Below are 21648 nucleotides of genomic sequence, written 5' to 3'. Positions count from 1 at the left end.
CGATGCACCCTCAGGCGCGGCGCTTGTGCTTGGCATCGTCCGAGCGCAACTGCTGGATGCGCTCGAAGTACCCCGGCTCGATACCGGTCGGGTAGACGCCGTTGAAGCACGACGAATCGAAGGCCTTCAGCTCCGGGTTGCCTTCGCGCACCGCCGCTTCCATGTCTTCGATGTCCTGGTAGATCAACCAGTCGCAACCCAGGTGCTTTTCGATGTCTTCGATGCTGCGGTTGTGCGCCACCAGTTCTTCGGCGGCCGGCATGTCGATGCCGTAGATGTTGGGGTAACGCACCGGCGGCGCGGCGCTGGCCAGGTACACCTTGCGCGCACCGGCGTCGCGCGCCATCTGCACGATCTGCTGGCTGGTGGTGCCGCGCACGATCGAGTCATCCACCAGCAGCACCACGCGGTTGCGGAACTCCAGGTGGATCGGGTTGAGCTTGCGGCGCACCGATTTCACGCGCTCGCCCTGCCCCGGCATGATGAAGGTGCGGCCGATGTAGCGGTTCTTGATGAAGCCTTCGCGGTACTTCACCCCGAGCGTGTTGGAGATCTCCAGCGCGGCGTCGCGCGAGGTGTCCGGGATCGGGATGATGGTGTCGATGTCGTGGTCCGGGCGCAGGCGCAGGATCTTCTCGCCCAGCTTGATGCCCATGCGCATGCGCGCCTTGTGCACCGACACGTTGTCGATCATCGAATCGGGACGTGCGAAGTACACGTATTCGAAGATGCACGGGCTGTGCTCGGCCGGCTCGGCGCAGACTTCGGAGAACAGCTCGCCACGCGCGGTGATGACCAGCGCTTCGCCCGGGCGCACGTCGCGCACGCGCTGGAAGCCCAGTACGTCCAGCGCGGCCGATTCGGAGGCCACGATGTATTCATCGCCTTCGGCGTGGGCGCGCTTGCCCAGCACCAGCGGCCGGATGCCATGCGGATCGCGGAAGGCGACCAGGCCCAGGCCCAGCACCACGCTGATCACCGCATAGCCGCCCTTGACCCGGCGGTGCACGCCGGCCACGGCGCGGATCGCCGCTTCCGGGGTGAGCTGGCGCTGCGCGTCCAGTTCGTAGGCGAACACGTTCAACAGCACTTCGCTGTCCGAATCGGTGTTGACGTTGCGGCGGTCCTGTTCGAACACCTGCTGGCGCAGGGCTTCGGTATTGATCAGGTTGCCGTTGTGGGCCAGCGCGATGCCGTACGGCGAGTTCACGTAGAACGGCTGCGCCTCGTCCATGCCTTCCGAACCGGCGGTCGGGTAGCGCACGTGGGCGATGCCGACCCGGCCTTCCAGGGTCGACATCCGCTTGGCGTCGAACACGTCGCGGACCAGGCCGTTGGCCTTCTGCACGCGCAGCCGTGTGCCGTCGGCGGTGGCGATGCCGGCCGCGTCCTGGCCACGATGCTGGAGGACGGTCAGGCCGTCATACAACTGCCCGGCGACGTTCTGGTTGCCGACGATTCCGACGATGCCACACATGGTGCGAATCTCCGCTGGGCTGTGCCCATCTACAGTGAAGGTGGCCGTGCCTGGCCGGGGGACCCGTTCCGTGCCGGAACAGGCTGATCCGGGCGCACGCGCGCCGGATCGTTGTGCTGCGAGGAACCTGGGCTGCCGCTGCGCGCCCCCACGTCGGTGGGGTCTCCCGCCTGCTGCGGGGTTTCATCCAGTGGTCGCGGCCATCCGCGCCCTGCCAGCAATCCGCCAAGCACGCCATTATCGCCTGTCAGGCCCGGCTTGCCCAACTCCGCGCCGGGCAGTTGCGCCGCATTCACCTCCGGCAACGCCGCCGGCAGACCGGCCAGGCCCTGCAGGGCGTCCACGCCGGGCAGTTGCGGCAGCTCGGGCATGCCCGGCATGCGCGCCTGCAACCAGGCCACGCCGGGGTCGAGCACGCCCCGCAGTTGCGAGTCGCGCCAGCTGGGTTCATTGGCCATCGGGGTGTAGGACGCCGCCAGCAACAGCACGCAGCCGATCACCGCGCCCCGGGCCACGCCCAGTACCCCGCCCAGCAGGCGGTCGGCACCGTTGAGGCTGGTGGCCCGTACCAGCTGGCGGATCACCAGGCCGATGGCCCACACCGCCACCATGACCAGCAGGAACACCGACACATAGCCTGCGATCACATGGCCGGTGCCGGGTTCGGCCGACGCTGCCCACCAGGTGGCCACGTCCTGCCCGAAGACCAGCGCGGCCCAGCCGCCCAGCACCCACGACGCCAGGCTGATGACGATGCTGACAAAGCCGCGCAGCACGCCGAGCAGTGCCGACAGGGCGATCACCACCAGCAGGGCGATATCGATCATGCGCGCCCCCGGCACCGGGGCCGTGCAGGCTCAGGGCGCGCGGACGCGTGCGGCATCAGGGATGCGGCCGGACCATGCCTGCCACGCCCACCTTGGACGCCACCTGGGCCTTGAGGTTTTCGGCGTCGGCGCGGTTGGCGACCGGACCGACACGGACGCGGTTGAGCGTGCCCTTGTCGGTGCGTACCTGTTCCACGAACGCGCTGAACCCGGCCGCGCGGACCTTGTCGCGCAGTGCATTGGCTTCAGCGGCCTGGCCGAACGCGCCCAGCTGCACGGCGAACCCGATGCTGCTGGCGGCCGGCGCCGCCGGGGTGGCCACCGGCTTGGCGGCGGCGGTTGCCGCCGGATCCGGCTTGGCCGGCTCAGGCTTGGCCGGGGCCGGCTTGGGCTCGGGCTTGGGCGCCACCGGCTTGGTCGCGGCGACCGGCTCCGGCGGCAGCGCTTCAGTCTTGACCGCCGCGCTGGATGGCGCAGCGGCCGCGCTGGACGCAGTGGCAGGGGCGGCAGTGGCAGCCGGCGTCGGCGTCGGGGCAGCGGCCACGGCCGTGTCGGCGCGCGCATCCAGCGTCACTACTTCGGCCTTGACGTCATTGCGCACCTTCACCGCTTGCAGGCGGGCGGCTTCGGCCTGGGCGCGATCGGCATACGGGCCGACGCGCACGCGCCACGCCTGGCGGCCATTGATGGTGGCCGGCTCGGCAAACCCGGGCAGCTGCGATTTTTTCAGGTAGGCGATCACCGCGTCGGCATCGGCCTGGCTGCCATAGGCGCCAAAGCTGACCGCGAAGTTGCCGGCCGCCACGGCGGGCGAGGTATCGGCTGCGGCGGCCGCCGGGGGGGCGTCCACGCCATCCTGCAGCGGCTGGGTGGTCGATGCCCCCTGCAGGCCTGTGGCCGCACCGGTGGGCGCGACCAGCGGCAGTTCGCGGGTTTCGAACTGGCCGTCCGACGGCGCTGCCGGCGCACTGATGGGCACGCTGGCCACGCCACTGTCAGGCGCGGGGCCTTTGACCAGCATGGGCAGGAAGATCACAGCCAAAGCCACCAGAACGATGGCACCAATCAGTCGCTGTTTCAGAGGAGTATCCACGGAAGGCAGGCAGGGCGGCGCGGCGGAATGCCACGGCGATTATACGGGTGTCGGCGTGAGCGGCGACGGCGGCGGCTGAACGGCCGCAGCGCGATGAAAAGGGTGGCTCAGTCCGCTGCGTCCAGCCACTGCAGCGCCTGTGCGGCGGTATGGAACGAGCCGAACACCAGCACCCGGTCGCCCGCGGCGGCGGCAGCCAGCGCGGCCTCCAGCGCATCGGCAACGGTGGCGTGCTGCTGGGCAGCGGCCGCGGCGGTGTCGAGCAGGCGTGCCTGCAGCGCCTGCGCGCTCTGCGCGCGGGCACCGTCCAGGCCGGCCAGGTGCCAGTCATCCACCTGCCCACCCAGCGCTTCGACCACGCCGGCCGCGTCCTTGTCCTGCAGGGCGGCAAACACCGCCCGGGTGCGCCCGGCCACCGGTGCGGCCTTCAGTGCAGCCGCCAGTTCGCGCGCGGCCTGCGGGTTGTGGCCCACATCCACCAGCACGTCCACGTCGTTGCGTTGCACGCTCTGCAACCGGCCGCGGATGCGCGCATGGGCCACGCCTTCGGCGATGGCCGCGCGCGGCAGCGGCTTGTCCAGCGTACGCAGCGCGGCGATCGCCGAGGCCGCATTGCGCAGCTGGATCGGCCCGCGCAGTGCCGGCGCCGGCAATTCAATGCTGAACCCCACATCGCGCCAGCGCCACTGCTGTGCGTCGATGACATCGGCGAAGAAATCGCTGCCGCCGCGGATCGCGTTGGCCCCCAGCAGGTAGGCACGTGCCAGCACGCTGGACGGCGGATCGGTTTCGCCCAGGATCACCGGCTTCCAGCCGCGGATGATGCCGGCCTTCTCCACGCCGATCGCTTCGCGGTCCTCGCCCAGCCACTCGCTGTGATCGATGTCCACGGTGGTGATCACCGCGACGTCGCTGTCGACGATGTTGACGGCGTCCAGGCGGCCGCCGAGGCCGACTTCCAGCACCGCCAGGTCCAGCCCGGCCTGCCCGAACAGGTACAGCGCGGCCAGCGTGCCGTACTCGAAATAGGTCAGCGTGGTGCTGCCGCGTGCGTCTTCGATCGCATTGAACGCGGCCATCAGCGCTTCGTCCGTGACGTCCTGCCCATCGATGCGCACGCGCTCGTTGTAACGCAGCAGGTGCGGCGAGGTGTACGCGCCCACCTTCCAGCCGGCGGCCCGCGCGATCGCCTCGATGAAGGCCACCGTGGAGCCCTTGCCGTTGGTGCCGCCCACGACCACGGTGTGCTCGCCCGGCTGCGCCAGCCCCAATGCCTGCGCGACGCTGCGCACGCGCTCCAGGCCCATGTCGATGGTGGCCGGGTGCTGCTGCTCGATATGGCTGAGCCAGGCGGAAAGGGTCTGCGGTCGGGCGGTGGTCATGGGCATTGGATCAGTGAGGCGAACGACGGAATGGGACGCGGGACGGTTACAGCGCGCGGTGCTTGGCTTCGCCGAAGAACGGGGTGTGATGCGCGCAGTCGTTCAGGCGCACCAGTTCGAGCTGGTCCAGGTCGGCACCTTCGAGCAGGTTCAGCGTGGTCGGGGCCTGGCGGAAGGTCCACAGGCGCGACAGCGGCAGGCCGAGGATGCGGCACAGGATCACGCGGTTGACCGCATCGTGGGCGACCACCAGCAGGGTGTCGTGCTCGCCCAGGCCTTCGGCGGCACGCGCCAGGCCACGCCAGCTGCGCTCCAGCACCAGGCGCAGCGATTCGCCACCGGGCATCAGCACGGTGTCGGGCTCGTCGCGCCAGGCCTGCAGGCGCGACGGATCTTTTTCATGGATTTCACTGGCCAGCAGCCCTTCCCACTCACCGTGCGCGATCTCCTGCAGCTCCGGTTCGGTCAGCAGCATCGACGCACGCTCGGCACCCAGCGCCAGCTGCGCGGTACGCTGCGCACGCGACAGCGGCGATGCCACCGCGCGGGTGATATCCACCGACTTCAGGCGCTCCCCGAGGGCCTGGGCCTGGGCTTCGCCGATCGGCGACAACGGGATATCGATCTGGCCCTGGTAACGGCCTTCGGCATTCCACGGCGTTTCACCGTGGCGGGCAAGCAGGATGCGCATGCGTACTGGGAGTCCTTGGGGGAGGAAGGCTGTCGCAATCGTTCACATGACGTGAATGAGCGCGCAGCACCGCATGATACCCGGTAGATGCCGACCGTTGGTCGGCATGCCGCCTGTGCCCTGAACCGCCTGCATGCCGACCAACGGTCGGCATCTACGCGGATGGGTGCGGGTCGGCATCTGTCGCCGGTAGGTACCGACCGTTGGTCGGTACGCGCGGCACGCCCGATCCCCCAACGAAAAACCCCGCGGCTTTCGTCGCGGGGTTTTGGGGGTCACTTCGCCAGATTCAGCTCTTTCAGCAGCTGCGGCGCGGGCGCCACTTCCTGCATGATCCACTGCATGTAGCGGCTGTCCACCGCGATCATGCGGGTCATCACCGGGTCGAACACCCAGTTGGAGCTCACCGACTCCCAGTTGCCGTCGAAGGCCAGGCCCACCAGCTTGCCGTGCGCATCCAGCACCGGCGAGCCGGAGTTGCCGCCGGTGATGTCCAGGTTGGACAGGAAGTTCACCGGCACCGAGCCGATCCGCTTGTCTTCCAGGCCGCCATAGCGCTTGGCCTTGACCGCATCCAGCAGCGCCTTGGGCGAATCGAACGGATCCACGCCGGTTTCCTTGGCGGCCACGCCTTCCAGGGTGGTGAACGGGGTGTAGTTCACGCCGTCCTTGCCATAGCCCATCACGTTACCGAAGGTGATGCGCAGCGACAGGTTGGCATCGGGGTAAACGAAGCCGCCCTTGCTCTTCTTGTAGTCCGCCACGGCCTGCAGGTACAGCGGGCGGGCGGTCAGCGATTCGCCTTCGCGGATCTTCTTCTGCTCCTCCTGCTTGAGCAGCGACGGCATCGCCGCCACGGCGTACTGGATCGCCGGATCGGTGCTGGCCTCGAAGGCGGCGCGGTCGGCCTTGAACCAGGTCAGGCGCTTGTCCAGGCTGCCCAGTTCGGTCCCGCCCAGCTTGGCCACCAGCCCCTTCACCGCAGCGGCATCACTGCCGGCCAGCCACGTGTTGAGCACGTCGTTGCTGCGCTGATCGGCCGGCAGGGCGACGTACTGGTCCAGCAAGTAGGTCTGCAGCTGCTGGTCCATCTTCGCCACGTAGCGGCGATCCATCTGCTTCAGGCCGCCTTCGATGGTGGTCAGGTCGCGCTCCTGGAAGCCCGCTTCGCGCTCGGCATCCGGCTTGGCGCGCTCGATCGACAGGCGGTACAGCGAAAGGGCCGCGCCCACCGCCGAGGTGCTGTTGAACTGGCTCACGAACAGGTCGCGCTCGCGCGTGGCCTTGCTGGTATCCAGGTGCTTGATCAGCTGCGCGTGCGCGGCCAGCGCCGGCTTGCCTGCCGCGCCCTGCTGCTTCAGCCAGGCCAGCACGGCCGCTTCTTCGGCCTTCTTCTGGCCGGCAGCGTCGATGCGCTTGAAGCCTTCCAGCTGGCCGACGTAGTTCTTGGCCACGTTGTTCATGCTGGCCGCGGTGGCGGCGTACTTCACCTTGATGTCGGCGTCGGCCTTGCCGGCTTCGTCGATCATCTTCAGCACCGCGTTGTAGTGCTGGGCGATGGTCGGGTAGGTCCAGCCCGCGGTTTCGTTGAACTCACCGGCCAGCGCATAGCGGTTGGTGCGGCCCGGGTAGCCGGCCACCATCACGAAGTCGTCGGCGCCCAGCGGCTGGTCGGCGAATTTCAGGAAGTGCTTGGGCTGGTAGGGCACGTTGTCGGCCGCGAAGGCCGCCGGCTTGCCGTCCTTGCCCACGTAGGCGCGGTAGAACGAGAAATCGCCGGTGTGGCGCGGCCACATCCAGTTGTCGACGTCGCCGCCGAACTTGCCCACGCTGCCCGGGGGCGCATAGACCAGGCGCACGTCCTTGATTTCCATGTTGCGGAACAGGCGGTAGGTGTTGCCACCGGAGAAGCTGAAGAGGCGGCAGCGGAAACCGGCATCGGCCTCACACGCGGCGGTCTGCGCCTTGTCGAACGCATCCAGCGCGCGGGTGCGGGCCAGCGGGTCCTTGCCGGCGGCAGCGATCGCGGCCTTGGCCTGCGCGGTCACGTCGGTGATCTGGTCGAGCACGAACACGCGCGCGTTCGGGCCGGCGCTCAGCTCATCCTTCAGGGTCGGCGCGTTGAAGCCGTCCTTGATCAGGTTCTTCTCGGCGGTCGAGTTCAGCTGGATCGCGCCGTACGCGCAATGGTGGTTGGTCACCACCAGGCCCTGCGGGGACACGAAGCTGGCCGTGCAGCCGCCCAGTGCCACCACCGCGCCCATCGGGTCGCCGGTGAGGTTGGAGATCTGCTCGGCGGACAGCTTCAAGCCCGCCTGCTTGAGCGGCCCGGCAATCTCCGGCAGCTGCTGCGGCACCCACATGCCTTCAGCGGCATGGGCGACCTGGACCAGCCCAAGGCTGGCGACGACGGAGAAAGCGAGCAGGTTCGAGCGCATTGAGCAGCCCCTGGTGAAAGAACCGCCGAGTGTAGCCCAGCCCCCTGCCCCGGCCCGAAGCCCGGAAGTCATGGGGCGCGCCAGCCGGGCAGGCGGGCGGCCCTGCCAGCCGGGCAGAGCCCGGCTCTACGCACCCCGCGGGCAGGCCGGTGCAGGACGGTTGCGCCGCAGGGATGCTGACCACCAGCCGGGCAGAGCCCGGCTCTACGCCCTCCGCGGGCACGGACAGCCGGCTGGAGGTGGCGGGCAGGCCGGTGCAGGACCGTTGGGCCGCATGGATGCGGACCACGAGCCCCCATGGACGGGTTCACGGCGTGTCCTGCACCGGCCTGCCCGCCACCTCGCTCGCCAGAAGCAGGCGCTGCCGCCCCGCTAAACCACCCGCAATGCAACATGGGAAAACCGCCCGCGGCCCTATAATCCGCGTTTTCCCCCAGACGAGTTCCACCCCGATGGCGCAGCAAACAATGAAGGCCCTGGTCAAGCGTGAAGCCGCCAAGGGCATCTGGCTGGAAGAAGTTCCGGTCCCCACCCCGGGCCCGAACGAGGTCCTGATCAAGCTGGAAAAGACCGCCATCTGCGGTACCGACCTGCACATCTACCTGTGGGACGAATGGAGCCAGCGCACCATCAAGCCCGGCCTCACCATCGGCCACGAATTCGTCGGCCGCATCGCCGAGATCGGCCCCGGCGTCACCGGCTATGAAGTCGGCCAGCGCGTCTCGGCCGAAGGCCACATCGTCTGCGGCCACTGCCGCAACTGCCGTGGCGGCCGCCCGCACCTGTGCCCCAACACCGTCGGCATCGGCGTCAACGTCAACGGTGCCTTCGCCGAATACATGGTGATGCCGGCCAGCAACCTGTGGCCCATCCCCGACCAGATCCCGTCCGAGCTGGCCGCCTTCTTCGATCCGTACGGCAACGCCGCGCATTGCGCGCTGGAGTTCAACGTCATCGGCGAAGACGTGCTCATCACCGGCGCCGGCCCGATCGGCATCATCGCCGCGGGCATCTGCAAGCACATCGGTGCGCGCAACGTGGTGGTCACCGACGTCAACGACTTCCGCCTGAAGCTGGCCGCCGACATGGGCGCCACCCGCGTGGTCAACGTGTCCAACACATCGCTCAAGGACGTCATGAAGGACCTGCACATGGAGGGCTTCGACGTCGGCCTGGAAATGAGCGGCAACCCGCGCGCCTTCAACGACATGCTCGACTGCATGTACCACGGCGGCAAGATCGCCATGCTCGGCATCATGCCCAAGGGCGCCGGCTGCGACTGGGACAAGATCATCTTCAAGGGCCTGACCGTGCAGGGCATCTACGGCCGCAAGATGTACGAGACCTGGTACAAGATGACCCAGCTGGTGCTGTCCGGCTTCCCGCTCGGCAAGGTGCTCACCCACCAGCTGCCGATCGACGACTTCCAGAAGGGCTTCGACCTGATGGAACAGGGCAAGGCCGGCAAGGTCGTGCTGAGCTGGAACTGAGGCAGCGCGGTCACGGCCCACGGGCGTGACCTGCCGCGGCGGCGGTCGTGACCCGACCGGCGATTGCGGCGTGCCCTCGGTAGGTACCGACCGATGGTCGGTACACGCCCGCAAACGAAAAAGGCGCCTTTCGGCGCCTTTTTCATGTCCATCGCAACGTCAGGTCATTTGCCGACCGAGGCGGTGAACACCACGCGGTTGTCGGCCAGCTTGCCCGAGTTGTCGCGACCGTTGCCATCGGTGCCGTAGTACCCCAGGCCCAGGGTAACCATGCCGAAGCTGCGGTTCACGCCGACGTTCCAGTCGGTGTAGTCCTTGGCGATACCGTCCTCGAAGGTGCTGCGGCCGACATTGGCAGTCAGGTTGAACTCCTGCGGCAGCGCCCACTCACCACCCACCGCGTAGTACCAGCCGTCGGTGTCGGTGTTCCAGACATCGTTGGTGTAAGCCACGGTGAGGTTGTAGTGCTCGGCGAAGGTGGTCTTGGTGATCAGCTCGGTGTACGCCAGATCGCTCGCCCCCGGATAGCTGTAGTGGTTGAGCATCACATCGAAGTTGACGTTCGGGCTGACATCCACCCCGTAGCCGATGAAGTAGTCGACTTCGAGATCCGGGCTGCCGTCGCCGAAGTCCACCCCCGAGCCCCACACGCCGGCGTACAGGCCCACCGGGGAGGTGTAGGTGAAACCGGCTTGGCCGGTCGGGTTCTCATCGGTCTGCGATACCCCGCGGAACACGTAATCGGACACACCGGTGATGTTCCAGCTGAACGGCGATTCGGCCTCGTCCTGGGCACTGGCGGCAAACGGGGCAAGCAGGGCGGCGCAGAGCACAGCGGCGGCGGTACAGCGCGTGGCGTGGTTCATGCGGGGGTCTCTCCGGGACGTGGGGTGGGCGGTACAGCGGGGTTTACGGTTTTTTAACCTGATTGATATTGCGATGCAACAATCACGTGTGCAACCGTTTCGCGCGCCGCCGACCTGCCAGGACCCCGCCAGCGCCCCCCGGGCCCGGCGCCGACAGGTAAAATCCCGGTTTTCCCGTGCCGAAGACTGCCTGCCATGAGCGACGCCACCTCCGCCCCGCTGACCCAGCACTACGTTGAAGAACTGGAGGCGATCCGCGCCCAGGGCCTGTTCAAGTCCGAACGCATCATCACCAGCCCGCAGTCGGCCGAGATCACCCTGGACGACGGCCGCACGGTGCTGAACTTCTGCGCCAACAACTACCTGGGCCTGGCCGACCACCCCGACCTGATCCAGGCCGCCAAGGACGCGCTGGACAGCCACGGCTTCGGCATGGCCTCGGTGCGCTTCATCTGTGGCACCCAGGACCTGCACAAGCAGCTGGAACAGCAGATCGCCGCCTTCTTCGGCAAGCAGGACACCATCCTGTACGCGGCCTGCTTCGATGCCAACGGCGGCCTGTTCGAGCCGCTGCTGGGCGAGAACGACGCCATCATCTCCGACGCGCTCAACCATGCCTCGATCATCGACGGTGTGCGCCTGTGCAAGGCCAAGCGCTTCCGCTACGCCAACTGCGACATGGCCGACCTGGAAGCCCAGCTGCAGGCTGCCGATGCCGCCGGCTGCAAGACCAAGCTGATCACCACCGACGGCGTGTTCTCGATGGACGGCTTCATCGCCCCGCTGGACGAGATCACCGCGCTGGCGAAGAAGTACAACGCGCTGGTGCACATCGACGAATGCCATGCCACCGGCTTCCTGGGTGCCACCGGCCGTGGCTCGGCCGAGGTCAAGGGCGTGCTGGAGAAGATCGACATCATCACCGGCACCCTGGGCAAGGCCATGGGCGGCGCGCTGGGCGGCTTCACCTGCGCCAGCGCCGAAGTGGTCGAACTGCTGCGCCAGCGCTCGCGCCCGTACCTGTTTTCCAACTCGCTGCCGCCGCACGTGGTCGCCGCCGGCATCAAGGCGTTCGAGATGCTGGCCGCCGCCGACGACCTGCGCAATACCCTGGCCGAGAACACCGCCTACTTCCGCGAGAAGATGACCGCCGCCGGTTTCGACGTGAAGCCGGGCGTGCACCCGATCAGCCCGGTGATGCTGTACGACGCCCCGCTGGCGCAGAAGTTCGCCGAGCGTTTGCTGGAAGAAGGCATCTACGCGATCGGCTTCTTCTTCCCGGTGGTGCCCAAGGGCCAGGCGCGCATCCGCACCCAGATCAGCGCCGCGCACACGCGTGCCCACCTGGACCGCGCGATCGATGCGTTCACCCGCATTGGTGTGGAGCTGGGTGTGATCAAGGGCTGAGTGCTTTAGCCGACCAACGGTCGGCTCTACCGTTGTTGTGGGTCGTGGACATCGGACACGCGCATGACCGGGTTGGACACGACCGTTGCGGCTCATGAACATCCGATACAGGGGCATGTAACCGGGGTAGAGCCGACCGTTGGTCGGCTGCCCTTCGTCCAGGGTCATGAACATCTGACACAGGGGCATGTAACCGGGGTAGAGCCGACCGTTGGTCGGCTGCCCTTCGTCCAGGGTCATGAACATCTGACACAGGAGCATGTAACCGGGGTAGAGCCGACCGTTGGTCGGCTGCCCTTCGTCCGGGGTCATGATCATCTGACACAGGGGCACGCGGGCGTGCCCCAGCCGACCAACGGTCGGCTCTACCGGCGTTGGCGCGCATGACCGGGGTGGACCCGGCCGTTGCGGGTCATGGACATCCGCCCCGCGCGCGGGGTTACTTCTTCTTTTTCTTCTTGTCCTTGGCCTGTTCCTTGCTGGCCACCACCACCGGTGCGGCGACCGGGCGGTCCTGGCCGTTGCCTTTGGCCACGCGGATGCCGTTGGCCTTCATCCAGGCGTCGAACTCGTCGGCGGACATTTTCTTGTCGCCGTTGCTCATCATGAAGCGGTAGCTGCCGCGGCCGTCGAGCTCAGGGGTCTTGACTTCCACCACCTTGTCAGCCGCCGGCGCGTCCGCCTTGGCGGTGTGCTTGTGTCCGCCGCAGGCAGTGAGCAGCGCGGCCGATGCCAGCAGGCAGGCGCCGCGGAACAGGGAAAGGTTGAGGCGTTGGGCGTGCATGGGGGAATCTCCCGGGAGTGAATGGAACGTCGGGTACAAGGCCATCCATTGCCCGGTTCGGTTGGCCTGCCACGCACGGGCAGGCCAGGAAATCACGGCGGGGCCGCGGCACCGTCGGCCGCGGCATACAGCAGGTCCAGGTCGTGCGCGCTCAGTTCGCGCCAGGTGCCCTTGCCCAGCGCACCCATCGGCAACTGCCCGATGGCCACGCGCACCAGGCGCAGCACGTTGATGTCGAATGCGGCCAGCAGGCGGCGGATATGCCGGTTGCGGCCCTCTTCCAGCACCACTTCGAGCCAGGCAGTCTTGTCGCCACTGCGCAGCAGGGTGGCGCGACGCGCGCGCAGGAGCTCGCCTTCGTCCTCCACGCCGGTGCACAACGCCTGCAGCTGCGCCGCATCGGGAATGGCGTCGATCTGGACGTGGTAGGTCTTGTCCGGGCCGGTGGTGGGATCTGTCAGGCGCGCGGCCCATTGGGGGTCGTTGCTGAACAACAGCAGGCCTTCGCTGGCTTTGTCCAGGCGCCCGACCGGGGCGATCCACGGCAGGCCGGCACCATCGAAGCAGCGGTAGACGGTGTCACGGCCCTGCTCGTCCTGCGCGGTGGTGACCAGGCCGCGCGGCTTGTTGAGCATCAGGTGGATGCGACGCGGCGCGTCCAGCGGCTGGCCATCGACGCGCACGTGGTGGCGACCGTCGATGATGGGAAATTCGGGGTTGTTGATGACGCGGCCATCGACGGTGACACGCCCGGCCTGGATCCAGCGCGCGGCTTCGGTACGCGAACACAGCCCGGCCTTGGACAGGACGCGGGCCAGGCCATGGCGCGGCGCGCTGTCGGTGCGCGCTGCGCTTACCGGTGACGCACGCCGCTCGGGGCGGCGTGGTCGAGATGCAGGCGCGGCAGGGGGCCGGCGTGTGCTCATCGTGCTCCGCGCAGGCGGCTTACTTCTTCTCGCCCGGCTTGGTGTCAGCCGGTACTTCGGCCGCGGCCGGCGCTGCAGCGGGAACCGGGCGCGCCTTGACCACGCGCACGCCACGGGCCTTCATCCAGGCATCAAATTCTTCAGCGGTCATGCGCTTGCCGTTCTGGCTCATGTCGAAGCGCCACGGCGTGTTGTCGAACTCGGTGGCCGGCTTGTAGGCGGCCGGGTCGTTGGCCTTGATCGCCGGTGCGCCGGGCATGGCCTTGGCGATGTTCTGGCAGCCGTCGATGCGCAGGCGCTGCAGGACGCGATCAAGCGACTGCTGCTGGTCGAAGTTGGAGGTGAGCACGCCGGCAGGCATGCCGAGCTGCACATTCCGGATGTAAAGCTCTTCTGCGACCGGGGCAATCGCGGTGGCCGGCAGCGGCAGCGGCGAGGCGCTGGTGGCATGCGCCGAGCAATCCACTGCTGCGTAGGCGGTGGGAACCAAGGCCAGGCCGAGCACGGCGGCCAGTGCGATACGCAGCATGGGATGCATCCAGGGAAAAGGGGCGACGCGGCGAGTTTAACAGCGCCACAACGGCTTTCAAGATCCCACATTCAATGAATACGGCAACTTGTTGGATTTATTGTTGATTTCTTGATCAAGAGCGTGAGGCAAGGATCAAGTGCGGGGCCCATCATGTCCGCTTGTCCCGGGCTGGGCTGGTAGGGGTGGGGTTGCGGGACACGCCGTAAATCCATCCCTGGAGGCTCCGTCGCCGCATCCATGCGGCTCAGGGTCCCGCAACCCCACCCCTACCAGCCTCCGACACATGGCTGGTGCGCACAGAAAAGACGGAGCGCGACGCCGCTGCCTGCTTTCGCTCGTCGCTTTTCATTGGCCACCGGCCCACTGTCGAGGGAGGGGGGGTGTGGGTTCGCGGGACCCTGAGCCGCATGGATGCGGCGACGGAGCTTACATGGATGTACTTGCAGCGTGTCCCGCGAACCCACACACCCCCGCCCAGCATGGGACCAGGCGGCAACGACAGCTTTCTGGCTTTGGCTTTTGGCTTTTGACCTAAAAAAAAGACAAAAAAAAGGGCCCGGCAATGCCGGGCCCTCTTCTGAGACTGTACTACCAGAAGGATTAGTTCTGGACGTTCAGCTCGGTACGACGGTTCTTTGCACGACCTTCCGGGTTGTCCGAGCCATCCGGGTTGGTGTTCGGCGCAATCGGACGGCTCTCGCCGTAGCCGATCGGGCCCACCAGACGCGAAGCGGACACGCCGTTCTTGGTCAGGTAGTCATACACGGTGGTGGCGCGACGCTCCGACAGCTTCTGGTTGTAAGCGTCGGTACCCTTCGAGTCGGTGTGACCGGCAACTTCAACACGCAGATCCGGGTAACGCTTCAGGATCTCGGTGGCTTCGCTCAGGATCGCCACGGCGTCCGGACGCAGGGTCGCCTTGTCGAAGTCGAAGTTCACACCCTTCAGATCGATCGAGACCGGGACCGGGCAACCGTCCGGACCGATGGTCTGACCCGGCTGCGAATCCGGGCACTTGTCGTCGCAGTTGTTGACGCCGTCACCGTCGTCATCCAGATCGGCGCAGCTCGGAGCCACCGGAGCCGGGGCAACCACAGCAGCGGTCGGGGCCGGGCCCAGCGGGATCACGACGCCGACCGAAGCCAGCACGTCGCCGAACCAGCTCTCGTCCGGAGCGGAGATGCTCTGGTCGTCGAAGTCAGCGCGGTAGGCCACTTCGGCGCGAACAGCAACGCGCTTTTCGAAGGTGGTCTGCAGGCCGACGCCGAGCTTGGCGGCGAAGTTGCCGTCCTTGCGCTCACGCGGACCATTCAGGCTGTTGGCAGCGTACTCTTCTTCCGACTTCTGGTAGCCCAGACCCATCAGCAGGTAGGGGTTCCAGCCGCGGCCTTCAGCGATGAAGTGGCGACGCATGTCCAGCGACACGCCGTACTGGCTCCAGTTCAGATCCTGGTTGGCGTCGAAGTTCGGGTTCTGGTAGTTCAGCTCACCGTCCAGCGACCAGTTGGGGCTGATGAACTTACCGAGGCCCAGGGTCACGAACGGAGCGTCGTTGGTCAGACGGTCGTTATCCTGGAAGTTGAAGCCGGCCGAACCGGTCAGGTACCAGCGGTCGTCAAAATCCTGCGCCGATGCAGCCTGGGCGAAAGCCAGACCGCCCAGCAGCGCGGCAGTGAGGATCTTCTTGTTCATTGAGTACAGCTCCTATTTCGGGGGTATGAAACCGGTAGAGGCATGGGCCAGCACCTGCGTCGTTTTCAGACTGCCGATTCAGCACGCCACCGCCGCGAACATTATGCTCAGGAGGGTGAAGGTGATGTTAACAGTCACGTAACATGTGAAGACGACCGCCAGACCTCTACCGGCCCAGCTGGTGGCACCCTATACAGGTTGATGAAATTGCGCAAGACCCAGCAATGGCAAGGGATCTGACCGGATTTTGCTACCTGTGGACTGCGCCATCGCAGTATTCCGTGAAAAAGCAGCACCTGCCTTGATTCAGCGCAAGAACAGCTTTGTTGGCGGACGTATGATGAGGAACGTCCTGCACCGGAGCTGCCATGAAAGCCGTGGGTTTGCGCCAGTATCTGCCGATTGACGACCCCGCCGCACTGCTTGATCTGACCCTGCCCGACCCTGCTCCACCCACGGGTTCGGACCTGTTGGTGCGAATACAGGCCGTTTCCGTCAACCCGGTGGATACCAAGCAGCGCGCGCCGCGCCCGGCGCACGAAGATCCCCCGCGCATTCTTGGCTACGACGCGGCCGGAACCGTCGAGGCCGTCGGGCCGGATGTGGTGGCGTTCGTACCCGGCGACGAGGTGTATTACGCCGGCGATGTGACACGCCCCGGCAGCAACGCGCAGTGGCACCTGGTCGACGAACGACTGGTCGGGCGCAAGCCGACCACGCTGGATTTCGCCGAGGCCGCCGCACTGCCGCTGACCACGCTGACTGCCTGGGAACTGCTGTTCCAGCGCATGCCATTGCAGTTTGATGACCGTCGCCATGCCGGCCAGGTGCTGCTGGTCATCGGCGGTGCGGGCGGCGTGGGCTCCATCGCCATCCAGCTTGCCCGGCATGCCGGCTTCACCGTCGTCGCCACAGCCTCACGCGCCGCCTCGGTGCAGTGGTGCCTGCAGATGGGCGCCCACCATGTGATCGACCACCACCAGCCGTTGCCGCCACAGCTGCAGGCACTGGGCATCGCGCAGGTGCAGGCGGCGCTCAACCTGGCCGACACCGACCGCTACTGGGACGTGCTGGGCGAACTGCTCGCACCACAGAGCCATGTCGGCCTGATTGTCGAACCGCGCGACGCCTTGCGCATCGGCGATCCCTACAAGGCCAAGTGCATCGGCATCCACTGGGAATTCATGTTTGCGCGCGCGAAGTTCCGCACGGCGGACATGATCGAACAGCACCGCATCCTGAACCGCGTTGCAAGCCTGGTCGATGCGGGCGAACTGCGCAGCACGCGCAGTGCGCACCTTGGCCTGATCAACGCCGCCAATCTGCGCGAGGCCCACCGGCAACTGGAAAGCGGTGGCACGGTCGGCAAGCTGGTGCTGGCGGGCTGGTAGATGCCTGCGCCGGCAGCACAGGTGTCGGCGCATATTGGCGTGCATCTGTATCTGTCCGGCGTGGCGGGCGCGCCCTACATTCAAGGGCCCCTCCGGTGACACCTGCCATGCCCACGTCATTCCCCCTGCGCCTGTTGCAACTGTTGCTTGGCCTGTTCCTGTACGGCATGGGCGCGGCGGTGATGATCCGCGCCGCGATCGGAGTGGCGCCGTGGGATGTGCTGTCGCAGGGCATCGCATTGCAGACGCCGCTGTCGTTCGGCGTGGCCACCAACGTGATCGGCGCACTGGTGCTGTTGCTGTGGTGGCCGATTCGCCAGAAGCCGGGGCTGGGCACGGTCCTCAACGTGATGCTGATCGGCCCGAGCGCGCAGTTCGGCCTGTGGCTGCTGCCGGAGGTGCACGGTCTGGCGTGGCAGGTGCCGGTGTTCGTGTGCGGCCTGCTGATGGTGGCCGTGGCCACCGGCCTGTACATCGGCGCACGTTTCGGCCCCGGCCCGCGCGACGGTCTGATGACCGGCCTGCACGCCCGCACCGGCTGGCCGATCTGGGTGGTACGCAGCTTCATCGAAGGCACCGTCCTGCTGATCGGCTGGTGGCTCGGCGGCAATGTCGGGGTGGGCACCCTCGCCTTCGCCCTGCTGATCGGCCCGCTCTGCGGCGTGACGCTGCCGCTGTTCGGCATCCGCAAGCCCGCCCCGGCCCCCGCCACCCCGTAACGCCTCCGCCTACGCGTACCGACCAACGGTCGGTACCTACCGCGATGCATCCCATGCCCCGTCGCCCCCCGCGATGCATCCCATGCCCCGTCGCCCCCCGCGATGCATCCCATGCCCGTCGCCCCCCGCGATGCATCCGGTAGTGCCGGCCGCTGGCCGGCTCCACGCACGCCCCCGGCCTGCCAGGCAACGCGTGGGGCGGCAGCGCGAATGCGATGGCGTAGTCCCCCCTTGCTCTTGGGGGGCATACGCGGCACGCTTCACGCTTCCGTACGCAAGCGTATCGACATGTCGCCAGCCGCCGAATCCCCCGCTTACCCCCATCTGTTCGCCCCGCTGGACCTGGGCTTCACCCAGCTGCGCAACCGCGTCCTGATGGGTTCCATGCACACCGGCCTGGAGGACCGCGCGCGCGATTTCCCGCGCCTGGCCGCCTATTTCGCCGAGCGCGCGGCCGGCGGGGTCGGCCTGATCGTGACCGGGGGCTTCGCACCGAACGTGGTCGGCTGGCTCAAGCCCTTCGGCGGCAAGCTGTCCTGGCCCTGGGAAGTGCGTCCGCACCGCCAGGTGACCGCCGCAGTGCACGACAACGGCGGCAAGATCTGCCTGCAGCTGCTGCACGCCGGGCGCTATGCCTACCACCCCTTGTCGGTGGCCCCCAGCAAGCTGAAGGCGCCGATCAATCCGTTCACCCCGCGTGCGCTGAGCGCCGGTGGCGTTGACCGCCACATCGCCGATTACGCGCGCAGCGCGCGGCTGGCGCGCGAGGCCGGCTACGACGGCGTGGAAGTGATGGGTTCGGAAGGCTATCTCATCAACGAATTCATCGCCCCGCGCACCAACACGCGCACCGACCGCTGGGGCGGCGACGCCGCGCAGCGCATGCGCTTTGCGGTTGAAATCGTGCGCCGCATCCGCGAGGCCTGCGGCCCGGACTTCATCATCATCTACCGGCTGTCGCTGGTGGACCTGGTCGAAGGCGGCAGCAACTGGGATGAAATCGTGCAGCAGGCCAAGGCGATCGAGGCGGCCGGCGCGACGTTGATCAACGCCGGCATCGGCTGGCACGAAGCGCGCATCCCCACCATCGCCACCTCGGTGCCGCGCGCGGCCTTCGCCGGGGTCACCGCCAAACTCAAGCCGCATGTGCAGCTGCCGGTGATCGCCACCAACCGCATCAACATGCCCGACGTGGCCGAGCGCATCCTGGCCAGCGGCGGCGCGGACATGGTGTCGCTGGCACGGCCGCTGCTGGCCGATCCGGAATGGGCCAACAAGGCCCGCGCCGGTCGCCCCGAAGCGATCAATACCTGCATTGCCTGCAACCAGGCCTGCCTGGACCACGTGTTCGAGAACAAGACCGCCAGCTGCCTGGTCAACCCGCGCGCCGTGCACGAAACCGAGCTGGTCTACCGCCCGGTCACCGCCGCCAAGCGCGTGGCCGTGGTCGGCGCGGGTCCGGCCGGGCTGGCCTGCGCCACGGTCGCCGCCGAACGCGGCCACCAGGTGACCCTGTTCGACGCCGGCAGCGAGATCGGCGGCCAGTTCAACGTGGCCAAGCGCATTCCGGGCAAGGAAGAATTCCACGAGACCCTGCGCTACTTCCGCCACAAGCTTGAGCAGACCGGGGTCGAGGTGAAGCTGGACACCGTGGCCGACGTCGCCGGCCTGGCCGGTTTCGACGAGGTGGTGGTGGCCACCGGCATCACCCCGCGCCGGGTCGACTTCCCCGGTGCCGACCACCCCAAGGTGGTCAACTACCTGGACGTGCTGCTGGGCCGGGTCCAGGCCGGCGCGCAGGTGGCCATCATCGGCGCCGGCGGCATCGGCTTCGACGTGGGCGAGTTCCTGGTCCATGACGGCCCCTCCAGCGCGCTCGATCCCGCCCGCTGGATGGCCGAATGGGGCGTGGACCCCAGTTTTGAAGCCCGCGGTGCGCTGGCCAAGCCCGCGCCCGAAGCACCGGCGCGCAAGGTCTGGCTGCTGCAGCGCAGCCCGGGCAAGCCCGGCGCGCGCCTGGGCAAGACCACCGGCTGGATCCACCGCGCCACGCTCAAGGCCAAGGGCGTGAAGATGCTGGGCGGCGTGGAGTATCTGGGCGTGGACGATACCGGCCTGCGCGTGCGCATCGAGGGCCAGGAACAGACCCTGCCGGTGGATCACGTGGTGGTCTGCGCCGGCCAGGAACCGCGCCGCGATCTGCACGCCGCGCTGCAGGCGGCCGGGGTCAACGCGCACCTGATCGGCGGCGCCGACGTGGCCGCCGAACTGGATGCCAAGCGTGCGATCCACCAGGGCAGCCACCTCGCCGCGCAGCTCTGAAACGGGTCGCTGGCGACCTGAATACGGGCCCGGAAGCCCATTCCGGCCCGCGCTCCGAACCTGAATGTCAAGCTTTCAGGTTCAGGATGCATTGGGAAATGGCCCCCTATCGTGCGCCAACTTTCCCGCTCACCACCCAGTTCGAGTGAGCGCGCGGACCCCACGTCTTGTTCGGGTCCGCCCCCGGGCGACCCCGATGGTCGCCTCCCCATGACGCCAAGTCGTATCCACGCCCCGTCCGTATGATCGGATGGACAAGCCAGGTGCGGCCTACACGGAGCAAGGAGATTTATGAAACTGGCCTGGATTCTCTGGCTGTCGCAGTTGTTGCCGCAGCCGGCCGCCGATTCGTTGTGCCTGAGCACGACCGTCTACCTGGAAGCGCGTGACCAGACCCTGCGCGGCCAGCAAGCCGTTGCCGAAGTGGCCCTGCGCCGCCTGGACAGTGGGCTGTGGGGCGACTCGATGTGCAAGGTGGTGACCGCGCGCAAGCAGTTCGCCCCGACCATCGTGGCGCCCGGCACCCAGCTGGGCAATGCCGACGCCTGGCAGGAAGCGATGACGGTGGCCTTCGATGCCGAGCGCAACTGGGCCCTGCCGGTGGGTGAGCGAAAGGAGATCGTGCCCGGTGCCAGCCACTTCGCGGCCCTGGCGATCGCCAACCCCAGCTGGCGCAATGCCTACCAGGTGGCCACCATCGGTGACCACACGTTCTACCGCGTGCAGAAACTCAAGCCGCGCACGTCGTAACGGTCTGTTACGGCCATACCGTTGAGGATGCGGGGCCTGCTCTGGAATAGTGGGCAGCTGACCTTCCACCCATCCGTCAACGGAGTTCCCATGAAGCTGTACAGCAAGCCCGGTGCCTGCTCCACCGCCGACCACATCGCCCTGCAGTGGACCGGCCAGCCGTTCGAGGTGGAACTGCTCGACAAGGACACGCTGAAGGCGCCTGCATTCCTGAAGATCAACCCGGCCGGTTCGGTGCCCGCGGTGGTCGATGGTGATTTCATCCTGACCCAGAACGCGGCCATCATGGGCTACATCGCCGACACGTACCCGCAGGCCGGCCTGGCCGGTGACGGCAGCGCCCAGCAGCGCGCCGAAGCCACCCGCTGGCTGTCCTTCGTCAACTCGGACCTGCACCCGGCGTTCAAGCCACTGTTCGGCCCGGCCAACTTCATTGAAGACGACAGCCAGTACGACGCCCTCCGCGCCACCGCGCGCAAGCGCCTGCGCGGCCTGTTCGAGCGTGCCGACAAGCAGCTCGCCGACCGCCCGTGGCTGGCCGGTTTCCGCAGCTTCGCCGACCCGTACTTCTACATCACGCTGCGCTGGGCGGCCGGCGCCAAGATCGACCTGAGCGGTCTGGACAACATCGCCGCGTACAAGACCCGCATGGACGCCGATGCCGGCGTGCAGGCCACGCTGAAGGCCGAAGGCCTGAGCTGAGTCGTTCCACGCGACATATATATAAGCGAAGCGCCCGGCACTGCCGGGCGCTTTTTTTGGGCGGCCCTGTCCCTCGGTAGAGCCACCCCATGGGTGGCTGCCCCCGAATCCGGCACCGCGCACAGCCACCCATGGGGTGGCTCTACCGAATCGGGCACC

18 protein-coding genes are annotated in these 21648 nt (G+C 67.4%); 7 read left to right on the top strand and 11 right to left on the bottom strand.

Going from position 1 to position 21648, the window contains the following annotated elements; genetic code table 11:
• Positions 1-10 precede the first annotated feature (10 nt).
• The 6 genes from purF to ACZ0AE_RS04120 form a co-directional block, all read right to left on the bottom strand.
• Complete coding sequence (gene purF, locus ACZ0AE_RS04145) at positions 11-1477, bottom strand: amidophosphoribosyltransferase (RefSeq protein WP_038690198.1); 1467 nt, start codon at positions 1475-1477, stop codon at positions 11-13.
• Between the two features lie 29 nt (positions 1478-1506).
• Entirely contained in the window at positions 1507-2304 is a 798-nt protein-coding gene (locus ACZ0AE_RS04140; protein WP_463600451.1) for a CvpA family protein, read from the bottom strand.
• 55 nt (positions 2305-2359) lie between these two features.
• Complete coding sequence (locus ACZ0AE_RS04135) at positions 2360-3397, bottom strand: SPOR domain-containing protein (protein WP_463600450.1); 1038 nt, start codon at positions 3395-3397, stop codon at positions 2360-2362.
• A 107-nt stretch (positions 3398-3504) separates the two neighbouring features.
• Complete coding sequence (folC, locus tag ACZ0AE_RS04130; RefSeq protein ID WP_463600449.1) at positions 3505-4779, bottom strand: bifunctional tetrahydrofolate synthase/dihydrofolate synthase; 1275 nt, start codon at positions 4777-4779, stop codon at positions 3505-3507.
• A gap of 46 nt (positions 4780-4825) precedes the next feature.
• Positions 4826-5470, bottom strand: coding sequence for a histidine phosphatase family protein (locus ACZ0AE_RS04125; RefSeq protein ID WP_038690206.1), 645 nt, complete (start codon positions 5468-5470; stop codon positions 4826-4828).
• A gap of 275 nt (positions 5471-5745) precedes the next feature.
• Positions 5746-7908, bottom strand: coding sequence for a S46 family peptidase (locus tag ACZ0AE_RS04120; protein WP_463600448.1), 2163 nt, complete (start codon positions 7906-7908; stop codon positions 5746-5748).
• Positions 7909-8375: 467 nt separating this feature from the next.
• Between ACZ0AE_RS04120 and tdh the strand changes: the two genes are divergently transcribed.
• Positions 8376-9398, top strand: coding sequence for an L-threonine 3-dehydrogenase (tdh, locus tag ACZ0AE_RS04115; RefSeq protein ID WP_038690209.1), 1023 nt, complete (start codon positions 8376-8378; stop codon positions 9396-9398).
• A 164-nt stretch (positions 9399-9562) separates the two neighbouring features.
• Here tdh and ACZ0AE_RS04110 read toward each other — a convergent pair whose 3' ends face one another.
• Entirely contained in the window at positions 9563-10264 is a 702-nt protein-coding gene (locus tag ACZ0AE_RS04110; RefSeq protein ID WP_038690211.1) for a TorF family putative porin, read from the bottom strand.
• Between the two features lie 195 nt (positions 10265-10459).
• Here ACZ0AE_RS04110 and kbl point away from each other — a divergent pair, with 195 nt between their 5' ends.
• Positions 10460-11671: a glycine C-acetyltransferase gene (kbl, locus tag ACZ0AE_RS04105; RefSeq protein WP_463600447.1), complete on the top strand. Its 1212-nt coding sequence runs from the start codon at positions 10460-10462 to the stop codon at positions 11669-11671.
• 439 nt (positions 11672-12110) lie between these two features.
• Here kbl and ACZ0AE_RS04100 read toward each other — a convergent pair whose 3' ends face one another.
• From ACZ0AE_RS04100 to ACZ0AE_RS04085, 4 genes are all read right to left on the bottom strand, one after another.
• Positions 12111-12455, bottom strand: coding sequence for a hypothetical protein (locus ACZ0AE_RS04100; protein WP_463600446.1), 345 nt, complete (start codon positions 12453-12455; stop codon positions 12111-12113).
• A 92-nt stretch (positions 12456-12547) separates the two neighbouring features.
• The gene (locus ACZ0AE_RS04095; protein ID WP_448133095.1) at positions 12548-13381 is read right to left on the bottom strand and encodes a pseudouridine synthase; all 834 of its coding nucleotides are present in this window, start codon (positions 13379-13381) and stop codon (positions 12548-12550) included.
• A 19-nt stretch (positions 13382-13400) separates the two neighbouring features.
• On the bottom strand, positions 13401-13910 hold the full coding sequence (locus tag ACZ0AE_RS04090; protein WP_038690219.1) for a hypothetical protein: 510 nt from the start codon (positions 13908-13910) through the stop codon (positions 13401-13403).
• 603 nt (positions 13911-14513) lie between these two features.
• Positions 14514-15605, bottom strand: coding sequence for an OmpA family protein (locus ACZ0AE_RS04085; RefSeq protein ID WP_038690221.1), 1092 nt, complete (start codon positions 15603-15605; stop codon positions 14514-14516).
• A gap of 368 nt (positions 15606-15973) precedes the next feature.
• Here ACZ0AE_RS04085 and ACZ0AE_RS04080 point away from each other — a divergent pair, with 368 nt between their 5' ends.
• From ACZ0AE_RS04080 to ACZ0AE_RS04060, 5 genes are all read left to right on the top strand, one after another.
• A complete protein-coding gene (locus tag ACZ0AE_RS04080) occupies positions 15974-16996 on the top strand; it encodes a zinc-binding alcohol dehydrogenase family protein (protein ID WP_463600445.1) in 1023 nt (340 codons plus the stop codon).
• Positions 16997-17103: 107 nt separating this feature from the next.
• Complete coding sequence (gene yczE / locus ACZ0AE_RS04075; RefSeq protein ID WP_463600444.1) at positions 17104-17715, top strand: membrane protein YczE; 612 nt, start codon at positions 17104-17106, stop codon at positions 17713-17715.
• Between the two features lie 288 nt (positions 17716-18003).
• Positions 18004-20037, top strand: coding sequence for an NADPH-dependent 2,4-dienoyl-CoA reductase (locus ACZ0AE_RS04070; RefSeq protein ID WP_038690227.1), 2034 nt, complete (start codon positions 18004-18006; stop codon positions 20035-20037).
• A 291-nt stretch (positions 20038-20328) separates the two neighbouring features.
• On the top strand, positions 20329-20787 hold the full coding sequence (locus ACZ0AE_RS04065) for a cell wall hydrolase (RefSeq protein ID WP_038690229.1): 459 nt from the start codon (positions 20329-20331) through the stop codon (positions 20785-20787).
• 90 nt (positions 20788-20877) lie between these two features.
• Positions 20878-21489: a glutathione S-transferase N-terminal domain-containing protein gene (locus ACZ0AE_RS04060; protein ID WP_038690231.1), complete on the top strand. Its 612-nt coding sequence runs from the start codon at positions 20878-20880 to the stop codon at positions 21487-21489.
• Positions 21490-21648 lie beyond the last annotated feature (159 nt).

This window comes from Stenotrophomonas sp. AC248, assembly GCF_979258185.1.
This window is presented reverse-complemented; position numbering and strand designations above follow the sequence as displayed.